This is a genomic window from Micromonospora sp. KC606, from assembly GCF_004348675.1.
In the GTDB taxonomy this organism is placed as follows: Bacteria; Actinomycetota; Actinomycetes; order Mycobacteriales; family Micromonosporaceae; genus Micromonospora.
In genome coordinates, this window is record NZ_SMKN01000047.1 from 1 (window position 1) to 14,092 (window position 14,092).

A 14,092-nucleotide genomic window follows, 5' to 3' on the forward strand; every position below is an offset into this window, starting at 1 on the left:
GTGGGCGGCGACGTGGGACCGGGTCGCGCAGCGCTCCGAGCAGAACCGGCGGCAGCAGTTCGACGAGGTGTCCAGGTAGACGTTGCCGCAGCGTTCGTCCGCGCAGACCCCGAACCGGGCGCTGCCGTACTCGCAGAGCCAGACCGACAGCCCCCAGACCGCGCCGGCCAGGTACTCCGCGCTGACCGAGGCGCCCCGGCTGGTCACGTGCATGTGCCAGTCGCTGGAGTCGTGCCCGGAGATGCGTGGCTGCACCGGGAACGACTCCAGCAGCGCGTTCAGTTCCGCCACCGCCTGCGCGTCCCGCCCCGAGGTGCCGTACTCGAACACGTCGCGCAGGCGCTTGCGCGCCCGCCGGAAGATCGCCAGATCCCGTTCCGAGACCTCGTCGCGCATCCACGCGTTCTCGTCGGGGAAGAGGGCCCGCAGGGCGTCGAGGTCGTCCAGGCGGGCGTTGACGAGATCAACGCCGGTCCGGGCGTACGCGTCGAAGTTCACGACACCAACGGTAGACGACTCAGCAGGGTCGCGGCGCGTCGATGTAGTGCGGTAGGAACCTTGCGTAACCGTCCGTGATCAGGCTCGTGCTTTCCCGGATCCCCATCCCGGCGGCCTCGTTCTCCACGATCCAGCTTCCCAACACCACGTGGTTGCCGTCGAAGGCCGGCAACGCCCAGAACTCCTGGTAACAGAATCCCTCGGCGCCGTACTCGCCCGGATTGCCGACCTCGGTGCCGTCGGTGATGATCCGTATCGAGGCGCCCTCCCGGCCGAGTAACGGCTTCGCCACGTACCGGGTCATCCCGCGCGGCCCGTCCAGATACGCCGGGAGCAGGTACTCGTGCCCCGGATACAGCTCCCAGAGCACGGCGAGCAGCGCCTTGTTCGACAGCAGCAGCTTCCAGGCCGGCTCGATCCAGGTGGTCGGGGTGCCGGGCTCCAGCGCCGGACGGCCGTACGGCTCGGCCAGCATCCACTCCCAGGGGTAGAGCTTGAAACAGGTGGTGACCGGGCGGTCGGCGGCGTCAACGAAGCGCCGGCCGTCCCAGCCGATCTGCTGGATGGGCAGCAGCGTCGCGTCCAGCCCCGCCTGGCGCGCGGTCTCGGCCAGGTAGCCGGCGGTGATCTGGTCCTCGCCCGACTCCTCCTCGTCGGACCAGCAGACGTGCACCCGCCGGTCGTGCAACCCGGTGCCGATCTTCGCCCACGCCCCGACCAGCCGCTCGTGCAGGCTGTTCCACTGATCGGCCTCGGGCCGGGTCTGCTCCAGCCAGTACCACTGAATGATGCTCGCCTCGACCAGCGAGGTCGGGGTGTCGGCGTTGTACTCCAGCAGCTTCGGCGGCCAGGAGCCGTCGTAGGCGAGGTCGAAGCGGCCGTAGAGGGTCGGCGGCGACTCGCGCAGCGAGCGGGCCACCGCCTCGGCCGCCCAGGCGGGGATGCCGAAGTCGGCGTACCGGCCCCGGGCCACCACGTGCTCGGCGGCGGCGACGGACATCCGGTGCAACTCCTCGGTCGCCTCCTCCAGCCGGAGGACCTCGTCCAGCTCGAAGGCGTACGCCGCCGTCTCGTCCCAGTACGACATGGTGGCGCCGTCGGGCAGTTCGGTGGTGGCGTACACCAGCCCCTGCTCCTGGATGGTGGCCGCCCAGTCCGGGCGGGGGGTGGCCGCCTCGCGCCGCACCTCAGCCCCCGCAGGAGGCGAGGTGGGTACCGAATCCGCCCCGCTCCGGCAGGGTCGCCTCGGCCGGGAGTGGCGTGGCGGGTCGGGCATCGCCGGCGGCGGGGACCCGCATGGCCACCGCGACGGTGTCGCCACCGCCGGTCGGGCCCAACGCGCAGTCGTCATCGTCGTCGTCGCCAGACGAGGTCATGTTGCAGCCGGAGAGGGCGAGCGCCAGGGCGGTGAGCGCGCCGAGTTGCACGGAGGTCGACCGGAGCCGGCGGCGGGGGTGTCGTTCCACGTTCACGGTTGTAACCGATCCCCGCCACCCGTGGGCGTCCGGCCCGTCCGTGACGGACCGGGACCGGGGCGTCGGCCGCTCCGACCGGCCGTCGGCGAGATGCCCGCGACGGGCGATACGCTCGGCTCATGCTCCGTTCCGTCATCCTCGCCGCCTCCCGGTCATCCCTGGTCGAGCGGCTGATCGCGACGGCTCCGTTCACCCGTGACGTCGTGGGCCGGTTCGTCGCCGGCAGCGCCACGGACGACGCGTTGCGCGCGACCCGCGGGCTCGTCGCCGACGGCCTCGCGGTCACCCTCGACAACCTCGGCGAGGACACCGTCACTCCCGAGCAGGCGAACGCCACCCGGGACGAGTACGTGAAGCTGCTCAGGCTGCTCTCCGCCGCCGGGCTCACCCCTGCCGCGGAGGTGAGCGTGAAGCTCTCCGCGCTGGGCCAGCGTTTCGACCCGCGACTGGCGTACGACAACGCGCGGGCGATCTGCGTCGCCGCCGACGCGGCGGGCACCACGGTCACCCTGGACATGGAGGACCACAGCACCACCGACTCGACCCTGGACATCCTTTCCAAGCTGCGCAAGGATCACCCGTCGACCGGGGCGGTGCTCCAGGCGTACCTGCGGCGTACCGAGTCGGACTGCCGGGAACTGGCCGGGGCGGGGTCCCGGGTGCGGCTGTGCAAGGGGGCGTACAAGGAGCCGGAGTCGGTGGCGTACCAGTCCGCACGCGAGGTGGACAGGTCGTTCGTGCGCTGCATGAACGTGTTGATGTCCGGCGACGGCTACCCGATGCTGGCCACCCACGACCCGCGCCTGATCGCCATCGGCGAGGACCGGGCCCGCTGGTTCGACCGCGGCCCGGACCGGTTCGAGTTCCAGATGCTGTACGGCATCCGGCCGCAGGAGCAGGCCCGGCTGGTCAGCGAGGGCTACACCGTGCGGACCTACCTGCCGTACGGCGAGGACTGGTACGGCTACCTGATGCGTCGGCTCGCCGAGCGCCCCGCGAACCTGGTGTTCTTCGGTCGGGCGGTGCTGTCGAAGAAGTGAGTTGATCGACGGGCCGGCCGACGTGATTCTCTCCGTCTGCGCCGATCGGGGGTGTCCGGGGAGCCGGACGGCGCCGCATCCCGCATCCCGTGTGCCGGCCGCCCGACCGGCCGACCAGGGCGGGCGACGCGCGAGTGGGTCTTTCCGGAACGTCCGATTGGTCGTACTCTTCGCCGGTGGGTGAGGGGGTGGCGAACGGCGTCGCGGACGACCCGGGGCCAGGCGAAGCCGCACCGGTTCCGGTCCGGCCGGCGCGACCGCGCTGGGCCCTCGGCCTGGCGCTCGCGGTGATCCTGGCGCTCCTGGGTGGCGGTGTGCCGGCGGCAGTGCTGACCGGGCTGCCGCAGTGGGCCAGCGATGGGCCGTCGGCGGCGTGGCTCGCCCCCGGGCCGGACGGCTCATCCGATCGCTTCGACGACGCCCCCGCCGGGGCGGACGCACCCGCCACGACGGCCAGGCGGCGTCTCGGCGAGCAGCTGGCCGCCCAGCTCGACCGGCAGGCCGCCGCCCTGCTCGGCGGCGACCGGGCCGGCTTCCTGGCGATCGCCGACCGGGCCGCTCGGGCCGACCTGGTCCGCCGCTTCGACGCGCTGCGCGCCCTGCGGGTCACCGTGTGGCAGGTCCGGCCGGAGGGCTTGCCGACCCCGGACACCGGTCGGCCGGGGCAGTGGCGCCAGCCGGTCGTCTTCCGGTACTGCCTGGTCGTACCCGACTGCACCCCCAGCCCGGTGCTGGTCGGCACCCGCTGGCGGGCCGGCGACGGGGCGCCCCGGCTGCTCGCCCTCGAAGAGTCCCGCTCGGCGCAGGCCGGCGTCCGGCCCTGGGAGGTCAGCGAGCTGGTGGCGGCGGTCGGCGCGCGGACCGTGGTGGCGACAACCCCGGCCCTGCGCCGGGCGCTGCCCGGCCTGCTCGCCGCGGCTGAGGAGGCGGCCAAGGTGGCCGACCGGTACGCGGTCGTCGGCCAACCCCCCGACCGGTACCGCGTCTTCTACGCCGGGCAAGGCGAGTGGCGGCGCTGGTACGGCGGCGGCCGGCCGAGGTGGACCGCCGGGTACGCGGTCGGTGTCGGCGGTGGCCATCACGAGGTCGTGCTGAACGCGGACGCGCTGCCCGCCTCCGGCCTCGGCGAGCTGCTGCGGCACGAGCTGACCCACGCCGCGTCGCTGACCGACCGGGGACATCCCGGCCGGCAGACCTGGTGGCTGGTCGAAGGGCTGGCCGAGTACGCCGGTGCCGACGGGGCCCCGGTGCACCGGTACGAGGCGCTGGAGGACGTCCGGCGGCTGGTCACGGGGGGCTGGAACGGCCGGTTGGACGCCCTCGCGCCCACCGACACCGCCCCGGCGGATCGGGTCGGCGGCAGCTACGGGGTCGCCTACCTGGCCGTCCGTCATCTCGTCGACCGGTACGGCGAGCAGCAGATGCTGGAGTTCTTCCGCGCCGCGGTGCTCGACCGGCAACCGGTCGACGAGGCGGCCGAACGGGTGTTCGGCGACGACTGGCCCACCCTGCACGACGACTGCGTCGCCTACGTCCGGTCGGCCTCCGCGTGAAGGGAAGCTGACGGCGGGGGTGCCGCGTCCCGTGGCCCGGACCAGAGCCTCGCGCAGGGCGACCGTTCGCGTGCTGACCCGGCCAGCGTCCATGATCGACCGCTGTCGGGCGACGACGGCGGACCTGAGACACTGGGGATCGCTCCCAGCGCGGAGCCCTGGTCCGCGTCCGGAAGCGGCCCGGGGTGTCCGTCCGGTGGCTCCGGTGGCGCCGCCGGAGCCACCGGGCCCTTCCGCGCGAGCGGGTTCCCGGGTCCGGGGGCGTCGACAGTCTCGGAAATTAAGCCGCGCGTGGGCGATCCCGGCAACGGGACGTGGGGTGCTTCGCCTGGAAACTCCAGGTCACGAGCGGGTGAACAGCGCTTCGCGCATGATCAGTTCGACGAAGGGATCGCGCCGGTCACAGCGGCCCCGCTACCGTACTGGTAACACGCGCGTTGCCGGCCCGGCGGGACCACCTTCTCGGGTGGCGCGCGCCGGGCAGGGATGGGTCGGGTGAGCCATGGCCGGGTCACCGTCCGACGGTCGGCTGTCGGATGTCAAGTTCCTGACCGTCGCCGAGGTGGCGGCGGTCATGCGGGTCTCCAAGATGACGGTCTACCGCCTGGTGCACAGCGGTGAACTCACGGCGGTCCGGGTGGGCCGGTCTTTCCGGGTGCCCGAGCACGCGGTGCACGACTATCTCCGGGGCGCGTTCCAGGAGACCGCCTGACGAGTGCCGAGTGCGACGTATCGGGCATCGACGGGGGCGCGTTGGTCCTGCTGACGCACTCCGGCTACCCTGGAGCGGACCGTGATCGCTCGCCGGTGTGCCCGACGCCACCAGGCTGGTCCGGTCCGTTGTCCGCACGCGGTCACCGGCATCACCATCGTGGTGCCGCACGTCCGCCCCGCACGTTGTATTGGAAGGCTGTCGTATGGGCTCGGTGGTCAAGAAGCGCCGCAAGCGCATGGCTAAGAAGAAGCACCGCAAGCTGCTGCGCAAGACCCGCGTCCAGCGTCGCCGCCTCGGCAAGTGACCGGAGCCGGGCCACCGCCCGGCTCCGGCGCACCTGCCAAACTGTCGACCCTCGGAGGCTCAGGTGATCAGGCCGCGGACGCCCCGGCTCGATCCCGCCTGCCGGTCAAGGCGTTCACGATGACCCCCGGTGGCACCCCAGGTGCTCCGGGGGTCGTCGTCGTGACCGGGGTCGGTCGATACCTCGGCGCGCACGTCGCGGCCCGACTCGCCGCCGACCCGCGGATCGAGCGGGTGATCGGTGTCGACCCGGCCACCCCCGGTCCCGAGGTCGAGCCGGATCTCCTCGACGGGGTCGAGCGGGTCCGGCTCGACCTCGGCTCCCTCGGCGGATTCCTCGCCGACCTCGATGTCGACGCCGTGGTGCACCTCGCCCTGGTCAGCGCCCCAGACCCGCAGCACGGCGGCCGGGCGGCGATGAAGGAACAGAACGTCATCGGCACCATGCAGCTGCTCGCCGCCTGCCAACGGGCGCCGCGGCTGCGTAAGCTCGTGGTCCGCTCCTCGACCGCCGCGTACGGCGCATCCTTCCGCGACCCGGCCGTGTTCACCGAGGAGACCGAGCCCCGGGAGGTGCCGCGCGGCGGATTCGGCCGCGACATCCTCGACATCGAGGGCTACGTTCGCGGGTTCCGTCGCCGGCGCCCCGACGTCACCGCCACCGTGCTGCGCTTCGCGCCGTTCATCGGCTCCACCGCCGACACCACGCTCACCCGCTACTTCTCCCAGCCGTTCGTGCCGACCGTCTTCGGCAGGGATCCCCGGTTGCAGTTCGTGCACTTCGACGACGTCCTGGAGGTGCTGCACCGGGCCGTCGCCGAGGAACACCCTGGGACGTACAACGTCGCCGGGCCGGGGGTGCTCTCGCTGTCCCAGGCGATCCGCCGGGCCGGGCGGGTCGCCGTGCCGGTGCTGGAACCGGGTCTCTCCGGGGCCGCCGCGCTCGCCCGTAGCCTCGGCTTCGGCCGCTACGGCCTCGACCAGGTCGATCTCTTCGTGCACGGCCGGGTGGTCGACACCACCCGGCTGAAGCAGGAGTTCGCCTTCACGCCGCGCTCCACCGCCGCCGCGTTCGACGACTTCATCCGGGCCCACCGCGGTGGCGTGGTGCTCACCCGGGACACCCTCGCCGCCGCCGAGCAGGTGGTGCTGGAGAGCATCCGACAGGTGCGCCAAGCCGTACAGGAGCGGTCGTGAACAGGCCCGACGAGCGCCCCGAGAACCGGTACGACGTATCGCTGAGGCTGGTCGGGGCCGACGCGGAGCCGGCCCGGCGCAACGGTCACCGGCCCGGCACGAACGCTGTCGCCGCCCCGGCGGGCCACGAGGAGCCGGACACCTCGGCCACCGACGAGCCGGACACCTCGGCACGACCGCACCGACCGGCACGTCGCGCGCTGGTTACCGACGAGCCGGCCGTGACGAAGGCCGCCGCCGGTGCGACGCAGTCACCGCCGGCCGGGCGGGAGCCGGACCGACCGGCCGTGCCGGACCAGCCGGGGGACCACTGGGACCGCAAGGTCGCCGCCGGGCTGGCGTTCCTGCGCCGCCGGCTCTCCGGCGAGTACGAGGTCGACGAGTTCGGCTTCGACCCCGACCTGACCGAGGCCGTCTTCCACCCGCTGCTGCGCCGGCTCTACCGGGACTGGTTCCGCACCGAGGTGACCGGCCTGGAGAACGTGCCCGCCCAGGGCGCCGGCCTGGTGGTCGGCAACCACTCAGGCACCGTCGCGCTGGACGCGTTGATCCTCTCCACCGCCCTGCACGACCAGCATCCCGACCACCGATCCCTGCGGTTGCTCGGTGCCGACCTGGTGTTCCGGATGCCGGTGGTCTCCGAGATCGCCCGCAAGACCGGCGGGACGGTCGCCTGCAACCCGGACGCGGAGCGGCTGCTCGGCGCCGGCGAACTGGTCGGCGTCTTTCCGGAGGGATTCAAGGGCATCGGCAAGCTCTACTCCGACCGCTACAAGTTGCAGCGGTTCGGTCGGGGCGGCTTCGTCTCGGCGGCGCTGCGCACCGGCACCCCGATCGTGCCGGTCGCCATCGTCGGCGGAGAGGAGATCTATCCGATGCTCGCCGACATCAAGCCGCTCGCCCGGCTGCTCAAGCTGCCGTACTTCCCGATCACGCCGACCTTCCCGTGGCTCGGGCCGCTGGGCATGGTGCCGCTGCCGAGCAAGTGGCTGATCCAGTTCTGCCCGCCGATCCCGACCGCACACCTGACCGACTCCGCCGACGATCCGCTGGTCGTCTTCAACCTCGCCGACCAGGTTCGCGAAACCATCCAGCACACCCTGCACCAGCTGCTGGAACGCCGCCCCGACCCGTTCGGCCCCTGATCACGCCCGGCCGCTGATCACGCCCGGCCGCTGATCACGCCCGGCCGTCAGAGCGCGGCGCGGCGGCGGCGGTGCAGGGCCAGCCCTGCGGTGACCATGCCGGCGAGCAGCCCTGCGGCGGCCGTCGACGGCAAGGCGATCTTGACCGCCCGCCGCCCGGTGCGAAAGTCACGCACCTGCCAGCCCCGCTCGCGGGCCTGCCGCAGCAGCGTGGCGTCCGGGTTGATCGCCACCGCCCGCCCGACGGCGGTGAGCATCGGCAGGTCGTTCACCGAGTCGCTGTACGCCGCGCAGCGGGACAGATCCAGCCCCTCAACCTCGGCGAGCTGCACGACCGCCTCCGCCTTGGCCGGGCCGTGCATCAGGTCACCGACCAGCCGCCCGGTGTACGCGCCGTCGACCACCTCCGCCACCGTGCCGATCGCCCCGGTCAGGCCGAGTCGGGTGGCGATCACCCGGCCGATCTCCACCGGGGCGGCGCTGACCAGCCAGACCCGCTCGCCCGCGTCGAGGTGGCGCTGGGCGAGCCGGCGGGTGCCGGCCCAGATCCGGGGCGCCATCAGCTCGTCGAAGATCTCCTCGGTGAGGCGCTCGACCTCGGCGACCCGCCAGCCCTCTATGAAGGCGAGGGCGGCCTCCTTGGCCTGCGACATGTCGCCGGCGTGCTCGGTGGCCAGGAGCCGGAACCGGGCCTGCTGCCAGGCGAACCGGGCCAGGTCGGCGGTGGTGAAGTACTTGCGGGCGGCGAGCCCTCGGGCCAACCAGTAGATAGACGCGCCCTGCATCATCGTGTTGTCCACGTCGAAGAAGGCCGCGGCGCGGGGATCGGGCACCACCGGGATCGGCTGATCGCCCCCGGCCTCGGCCCAGCCGGCGACGTGCCCGTGGACATCGGTGCTGACCGTGACCTTGCGGATGCGGGGCATGGCACCTCCCTCCGTCCGGCCACCGTGCGCGCGCCTGCACACCTGAGCCTAGTCGGGCGTCGATCAGGAACGGTCGCCCCAACGGGTACCTGTGATGTGAGCTGCCTCGCGGGTCAGCGGTGCTCGGGACAGGCCGTGGGGGTGGGCCCGAGGGCGTCCCCGGCAGCCGGGGTGGGCAGCCCGCAGGCGATGGCGGCACGCAACGCGTCGGAGCGCTTGCGGATCGCGTCCAACAGGGCCAGGGAGCGCCGGACCCGGTCCCGCTCGGCGCGGTCGGCCCCGTCGAGCAGCCCACCGACCGCGCGCCGCTGGCGGGTGACGAAGGTGTTCACGGCGTCCAGCCCGGCGGTGTCCGACCGCTGGGCGGCCGCGGCGGTGAGCAGACGAACCCCCTGGCGGGTGTCGGCGTCCATGTCCTCCAGCACCGCGGTGAACCCGGGCAGGTCGTCCCGGAGGGTGGCGGCCTCGGTCAACCGGGTACGGGCGAAGTCCAGGAAGAGCTGGCCTCGGCTGAGGTTCGAGCTGGCCAGGGCGAGCTGGGCGCGTTCCGTGGAGCGCTTCATGCCGTACAGCGCGTCACCGGGGACCGCGTCCTCGCTGGCGGCGGAGATCCCGGACACCGCGACGGCGCCGGCGGCGATGCCGACCAGGACGGCGCCCCGGGCGCGGACCTGACGGGCGGTGACCGCGCCCAGCAGCGAGGCCCGGACGCCGGCCGGTGCGGCCTCCGGGGTGCTCGCGGCGGTCGTGCCGATGCCCTCCCGTTCCGCCGTGGCCACCAGCATCGCCCGCAGCCCGGCGCGGAAGTCGGGGTCCAACCGGACGTCCGGTCGCTCCTGCGTGAGCCGGCGGCCGACCGCCACGAGAGCAGCGAGCCGGTCGTCGGCGCGGGACCGGACATGATGCCGCCGGCCGCCGTTCGCCTCGTCGAGAAGCTGGGCGAAGCGTGCGGCCCGCCGACGGGAGAAGAGGTCACTGTCCACCGCAGGCACCCCCTCTCGCTGGTCCGGCCGGTAGGCCGCGGTCGTCACCAGCGACCGGTGGCAGCGTGACGCCGACGGACGGCAGCTGTGCCGACCGTACGAGCCGGACCGGGTGGCCCGGGGGGACGCCGGGACAACCACGGGTCGCACCCGGAGAAACGGACCGCGCCGGGTGGCGGTTACGGGGACGACGGCGGCGAAATCACGATGAGTGATCGCCGTCACGAGACACGGGGCGCCCGCCGGAGCCGGGAGCGGTGCGGCGGGCCCGGCCGGGATCAGGGCTGGAAGCCCTCCGGAAGGAGCCGGGCCAGGGCGCGGACCGCACGGTACTGCAAGGCTTTGATGGCGCCCTCGTTCTTGCCCATAGCCCGGGCCGTCTCGGCCACCGAGAAGCCCTGGAGGAAGCGGAGCACGATGCACTCCTGCTGCTCCGGATTGAGCTGTTTGACCGCAGTGAGCAGGGCCACGTTGGTGATGTGCTCCACCACCGCCGCTTCCGGGCTGCCCTCCGGCCCGCGGTCCTCGCGGTCGGCGTCGAGCACGTCACCGGTGGGCACCTCGAGCCGGTACCGGCCCGACTTGAAATGGTCGGCCACCAAATTGCGGGCGATGGTGACCAGCCAGGCGCCGAGATCCCGGCCCTGCCAGGTGAAGCTGCCGATCCGCTTCAGCGCGCGCAGGAAGGTGTCGGAGGTCAGGTCCTCTGCCAGTTGCCGGTTGCCGACCCGGAAGTAGACGAACCGGAATACGGTGTCGACGTACCGGTCGTAGATCAGCCCGAACGCCTCGGCGTCGCCGGCCTGGGACCGTTCGACCAGCGTCCACACCTCGGTGGCCGGGTCGGACGGGTCGGGCCGGCTCGGGAATCCGGTGGCCGGGTTGGTGGCGGGGACCGCCGGCAGGACGGCGGTGTCGCCGGTCGGCACGGCCGGGATAACCGCGGTCTCGGCGCCGGCCGGATCGGTCACGGCGGGCGGCTCGCCGCCCCGCCGGTGCTGCGCCGGCATGGTCGGTCGGTGCGGCGTGACGACCCGAACGGTGGGCGCGTTGCCGCCCGGCACGGCCGGTCTGGAAGGTGCCTCGTTGTGGTGCGGTCGCTGGTGGAGCCGGCCGGCATCGAGGCGTTCGTTCGGCGATGTCCGGGGCGCGGGGCCGGTCAGACCGGCGGGCCGTTCCGCGTAGCCGAAGCTGGTCACCGTGCCTCCCGGGTGCGCGGTGCGGCCGGTCGGACAACGCGGCGACGGGTCGCCACGGCGTCCGGTCCGCCCAATACGGGCAGGGCCGCGTGGGGGTGTGCCGACGTGCGGCAAATCCCCTTGAGGTGCTGGTCCAATGCGCTCACAGGCACGGGGGCCTCCTCGGGCTGAGGGGTGTCGACTCACGGCAAATGGGGTGAGCCGACCCGAGTGATGATAGGGCCAACGTCACCCGCGCGTGGCAAGTCCGTTACACAGGGCCAAAGTATTTCCCCCTCCGTCGCACAGTTGGCGGACCCGTTGTCCGTCGCGTGCGGTTGACTTTCACGTCACGGCTTGATCTGAGAGAAAAGTTCAGCTCACGGTCGAAGTGGACGGCCCTGTCAGCGGGCGGGGCATGGTCGAGCGGCCGAGGCTGTGCCAGACTCAGCCACCGTGCAGGACGCCGCCGACAGCCCCGCGCCCCACCTCGCCGACCGGCTTCGCCGCGCCGCCGCCGACCACGGCGACCGGCCCGCGGTGCGCTGGCGGGAGGTGACCCTGACCTGGTCCGAACTGGATGAGCGGGTGACGGCCGTGGCCCGGGCGCTGGCCGGAAACGTGCCGCCCGGCACCGGCGGCACCCCGGCCCGGGTGGCGATCGCCCTGCCGAACACGCCCACCTTCGTGGTGGCCTTCCTCGCCACGCTGCGCGCCGGTCTGGTCGCGGTCCCGGTCAACCCGGGATACACGGGCCGGGAGCTGCGGCACGTACTCGTCGACTCGGGCGCCGCGCTGCTGTTGGCCACCGAGGAGGTCCGGGAGCGGGTGGCCCGCTTCGCCGACGAGCTGCCGGCGCTGACCGCCGTGCACACCACCCTGCCCGAAGAGCCCGGCGAGCCGCCGGTGAGGCACGGCACTGACCTTGCCGTGCTGCTCTACACCTCCGGCACCGAGGGGCGGCCCAAGGGGGCGATGCTGTCGCACCGGGCGCTCGCCGCCAACCACGACCAGGTCGCCCTGATCCAGCCCCCGGTGGTCGGGCCGGACGACACCGTGCTGCTCGCGCTCCCGCTGTTCCACGCGTACGGGCTGAACTCGGGGCTCGGCGCTGTCGTCCACCATGGCGCGACCGGCGTGCTCGTCGACGAGCTGGGCCCCGACTGCGCGCTCGACGAGATCGCCCGGCACCGGGTGAGCGTGCTGGTCGGGGTGCCGTCGATGTTCCTGGCCTGGTCCGCCGCGGACGCGGACACGGTCGCCACGGCGATGGCGTCGGTCCGGCTGGCGGTCTGCGGCGCCGCGCCCATCGACCCGGCCGCCGCGGCGCGGTTCACGGAAGTCACCGGGCATCCGGTGCACGTCGGGTACGGCCTGACCGAGACCGCGCCGGTGCTCACCTCCACCCTCGTCGGGGGGGAGCCGAAGCCCGGCTCGATCGGCCGGCCGCTGCCCGGCGTCGCGCTCCGCCTGGTCGGCGCGGACGGTGTCGACCTGTGGCGCGACGGTGTGCCGGTGGACGACGAGGAGGCCGACGACCCTTTCCTCGCCGACTCCTCGCCGGGCACCGATCCGGGTCAGATCGTGGTGCGCGGCGCGAACCTGTTCGCCGGGTACTGGCCGGACGGACGGGGCGGGCCGGACACGGAGGGCTGGTGGGCGACCGGCGACATCGCCTACGCCGACGCCGACGGGGATCTGTTCCTGGTCGACCGGCTGGGCGAGCTGATCCTGGTCAACGGTTTCAACGTCTACCCGCACGAGGTCGAGCTGGTGCTCGACGCGCACCCGGGGGTGGCCGGCTCGGCCGTCCTGGGTGTGCCGCACCCGCGTACCGGCGAGACTGTGCGGGCGTACGTGGTGCCGGTGCCGGGCCACCCGGTGACCGGTGCGGAGCTGCTCGCCCACTGTGCGCGTAACCTGGCCCGGTTCAAGTGCCCGGCCGCCGTCGAGTTCGTCGACGAGCTGCCGTACTCGGCGATCGGCAAGGTACGCAAGACCCAGTTGCGGCCGGTCCCGGCCGCCTGCCCCACGGAGGTGCCCGATGTCCACTGACGCCCGGCTCGCCCTGATCACCCGGCCCGGCTGTCATCTCTGCGAGGACGCCAAGGCGGCGCTCGACCGGGTGGTGGCCGTCACCGGCGACCGGTGGGTGGAGAAGGACGTCACCGGCGACGTGGAGTTGGAACGCGAGTACGGCGACCGGCTGCCGGTGGTGCTGCTCGACGGCAAGGAGCACGGCTACTGGCGGGTCGAGGAGGACCGGCTGCTGCGCGACCTGACCACCCCGCAGCTGTGACCGGCGCCCAGCCCGCGACGACGGGCCCCGCCCGCGGCCACCTGGTGTGGGACTGGAACGGCACCCTGCTCGACGACCTCGACCTGGTGGTGGACGCCACCAACGTCGCCTTCGCCAGTGCCGGCGGCCAATCGGTGACCGCGGACGAGCACCGGGCCAGGTTCCGCCGGCCGGTCGCCGACTACTACGCCGAGATGCTCGGCCGGGCGATCGACGCCGAGGCGTTCGGCGCGCTCGACCGGATCTTCCACGACGCGTACCGGGTCGGGCTGGCCTCCTGCGCGCTGGCGGCCGACGCGACTGCGGCGCTCGCCGCCTGGCCGGGCACCCAGTCGTTGCTGTCCATGTGGTTCCACGACGAGCTGGTGCCGACCGTGCGCACGTACGGGTTGACCCCGCACTTCACCCGGGTGGACGGGCTGCGCGTCCCGGTCGGCGGGGGATTCAAGGCGGAGTGGCTGGCCAAGCACCTGGCCGAGCTGGGCCTCGGCGGTGGCGAGGTGGTGTTGATCGGCGACTCGCTCGACGACGCCGCCGCGGCCGAGAGCGTGGGCGCCCGGTGCGTCCTCTACACCGGCGGGCTCTCCGACCCGCAGCGCCTCCGCGCCTCCGGCCACCCGACCGCGGACACTCTCACCGCCGCAGTGACCCTCGCCACCGCCCTGCCCTGACCCCCGTCGCGCGCGCCCAACCCGGTGGGCGCCGGGAAGGGGATTTGTGCTGAAAACGCTGGTTTCGGTACGCGGGCTCGCTGGTCAAGGCGGCCGGGGCGGTGAGAGG

15 protein-coding genes and 1 pseudogene are annotated in these 14,092 nt (G+C 73.2%); 10 read left to right on the forward strand and 6 right to left on the reverse strand.

The features are described 5' to 3' along the window. The 3 genes from E1193_RS12645 to E1193_RS12655 all read right to left on the reverse strand — a co-directional run. A partial coding sequence (locus E1193_RS12645; protein WP_132183378.1) for a CGNR zinc finger domain-containing protein occupies positions 1-498 on the reverse strand: 498 nt, incomplete at its 3' end. A 19-nt stretch (positions 499-517) separates the two neighbouring features. Continuing rightward, the gene (locus E1193_RS12650; protein ID WP_132183379.1) at positions 518-1,684 is read right to left on the reverse strand and encodes a glutathionylspermidine synthase family protein; all 1,167 of its coding nucleotides are present in this window, start codon (positions 1,682-1,684) and stop codon (positions 518-520) included. A 1-nt stretch (position 1,685) separates the two neighbouring features. After that, complete coding sequence (locus E1193_RS12655; protein ID WP_243707564.1) at positions 1,686-1,964, reverse strand: hypothetical protein; 279 nt, start codon at positions 1,962-1,964, stop codon at positions 1,686-1,688. Between the two features lie 128 nt (positions 1,965-2,092). Here E1193_RS12655 and E1193_RS12660 point away from each other — a divergent pair, with 128 nt between their 5' ends. From E1193_RS12660 to E1193_RS12690, 7 genes and pseudogenes are all read left to right on the forward strand, one after another. Continuing rightward, positions 2,093-3,013 carry a proline dehydrogenase family protein gene (locus tag E1193_RS12660; RefSeq protein WP_132183380.1) on the forward strand — a complete coding sequence of 307 codons (921 nt, stop codon included), beginning with the start codon at positions 2,093-2,095 and terminating at the stop codon, positions 3,011-3,013. Positions 3,014-3,189: 176 nt separating this feature from the next. Next, the gene (locus E1193_RS12665; RefSeq protein WP_243707566.1) at positions 3,190-4,566 is read left to right on the forward strand and encodes a hypothetical protein; all 1,377 of its coding nucleotides are present in this window, start codon (positions 3,190-3,192) and stop codon (positions 4,564-4,566) included. A 90-nt stretch (positions 4,567-4,656) separates the two neighbouring features. Further along, positions 4,657-4,794 (forward strand): annotated as a pseudogene (locus E1193_RS33965) (ABC transporter ATP-binding protein); the annotation flags it as partial. Between the two features lie 274 nt (positions 4,795-5,068). Further along, positions 5,069-5,278 (forward strand): helix-turn-helix domain-containing protein, encoded by a 210-nt coding sequence (locus E1193_RS12675; protein ID WP_132183381.1) that lies wholly within the window; start codon positions 5,069-5,071, stop codon positions 5,276-5,278. Between the two features lie 205 nt (positions 5,279-5,483). After that, entirely contained in the window at positions 5,484-5,585 is a 102-nt protein-coding gene (locus E1193_RS12680) for an AURKAIP1/COX24 domain-containing protein (RefSeq protein WP_007465623.1), read from the forward strand. A 119-nt stretch (positions 5,586-5,704) separates the two neighbouring features. After that, entirely contained in the window at positions 5,705-6,781 is a 1,077-nt protein-coding gene (locus E1193_RS12685) for an NAD-dependent epimerase/dehydratase family protein (RefSeq protein WP_132183382.1), read from the forward strand. A gap of 287 nt (positions 6,782-7,068) precedes the next feature. After that, a complete protein-coding gene (locus E1193_RS12690) occupies positions 7,069-7,926 on the forward strand; it encodes a lysophospholipid acyltransferase family protein (RefSeq protein ID WP_132183400.1) in 858 nt (285 codons plus the stop codon). A gap of 47 nt (positions 7,927-7,973) precedes the next feature. Here E1193_RS12690 and E1193_RS12695 read toward each other — a convergent pair whose 3' ends face one another. The 3 genes from E1193_RS12695 to E1193_RS12705 all read right to left on the reverse strand — a co-directional run bounded on the left by E1193_RS12695 (position 7,974) and on the right by E1193_RS12705 (position 11,034). Further along, the gene (locus E1193_RS12695) at positions 7,974-8,852 is read right to left on the reverse strand and encodes an HAD-IB family hydrolase (protein WP_132183383.1); all 879 of its coding nucleotides are present in this window, start codon (positions 8,850-8,852) and stop codon (positions 7,974-7,976) included. A gap of 113 nt (positions 8,853-8,965) precedes the next feature. Beyond that, positions 8,966-9,835, reverse strand: coding sequence for a DUF5667 domain-containing protein (locus E1193_RS12700; RefSeq protein WP_132183384.1), 870 nt, complete (start codon positions 9,833-9,835; stop codon positions 8,966-8,968). Between the two features lie 278 nt (positions 9,836-10,113). Next, on the reverse strand, positions 10,114-11,034 hold the full coding sequence (locus tag E1193_RS12705) for an ECF subfamily RNA polymerase sigma factor, BldN family (RefSeq protein ID WP_132183385.1): 921 nt from the start codon (positions 11,032-11,034) through the stop codon (positions 10,114-10,116). Positions 11,035-11,469: 435 nt separating this feature from the next. Between E1193_RS12705 and E1193_RS12710 the strand changes: the two genes are divergently transcribed. Genes E1193_RS12710 through E1193_RS12720 form a run of 3 tightly spaced genes read left to right on the forward strand, consistent with a single transcriptional unit; the run spans position 11,470 to position 13,983 of the window. Continuing rightward, a complete protein-coding gene (locus E1193_RS12710; protein WP_132183386.1) occupies positions 11,470-13,068 on the forward strand; it encodes an AMP-binding protein in 1,599 nt (532 codons plus the stop codon). After that, a complete protein-coding gene (locus tag E1193_RS12715; RefSeq protein ID WP_132183387.1) occupies positions 13,058-13,312 on the forward strand; it encodes a glutaredoxin family protein in 255 nt (84 codons plus the stop codon). Before E1193_RS12710 ends, E1193_RS12715 begins: the two co-directional genes overlap by 11 nt. Continuing rightward, entirely contained in the window at positions 13,309-13,983 is a 675-nt protein-coding gene (locus E1193_RS12720) for an HAD hydrolase-like protein (protein WP_132183388.1), read from the forward strand. Before E1193_RS12715 ends, E1193_RS12720 begins: the two co-directional genes overlap by 4 nt. Positions 13,984-14,092: the final 109 nt, after the last annotated feature.

Bases quoted from the DNA above. Each gene is read 5' to 3' on its own strand.
- E1193_RS12660 (WP_132183380.1), top strand. From the start codon at position 2,093: ATGCTCCGTTCCGTCATCCTCGCCGCCTCCCGGTCATCCCTGGTCGAG.
- E1193_RS12695 (WP_132183383.1), bottom strand. From the start codon at position 8,852: ATGCCCCGCATCCGCAAGGTCACGGTCAGCACCGATGTCCACGGGCAC.
- E1193_RS12675 (WP_132183381.1), top strand. From the start codon at position 5,069: ATGGCCGGGTCACCGTCCGACGGTCGGCTGTCGGATGTCAAGTTCCTG.
- E1193_RS12680 (WP_007465623.1), top strand. From the start codon at position 5,484: ATGGGCTCGGTGGTCAAGAAGCGCCGCAAGCGCATGGCTAAGAAGAAG.
- E1193_RS12715 (WP_132183387.1), top strand. From the start codon at position 13,058: ATGTCCACTGACGCCCGGCTCGCCCTGATCACCCGGCCCGGCTGTCAT.
- E1193_RS12685 (WP_132183382.1), top strand. From the start codon at position 5,705: ATGACCCCCGGTGGCACCCCAGGTGCTCCGGGGGTCGTCGTCGTGACC.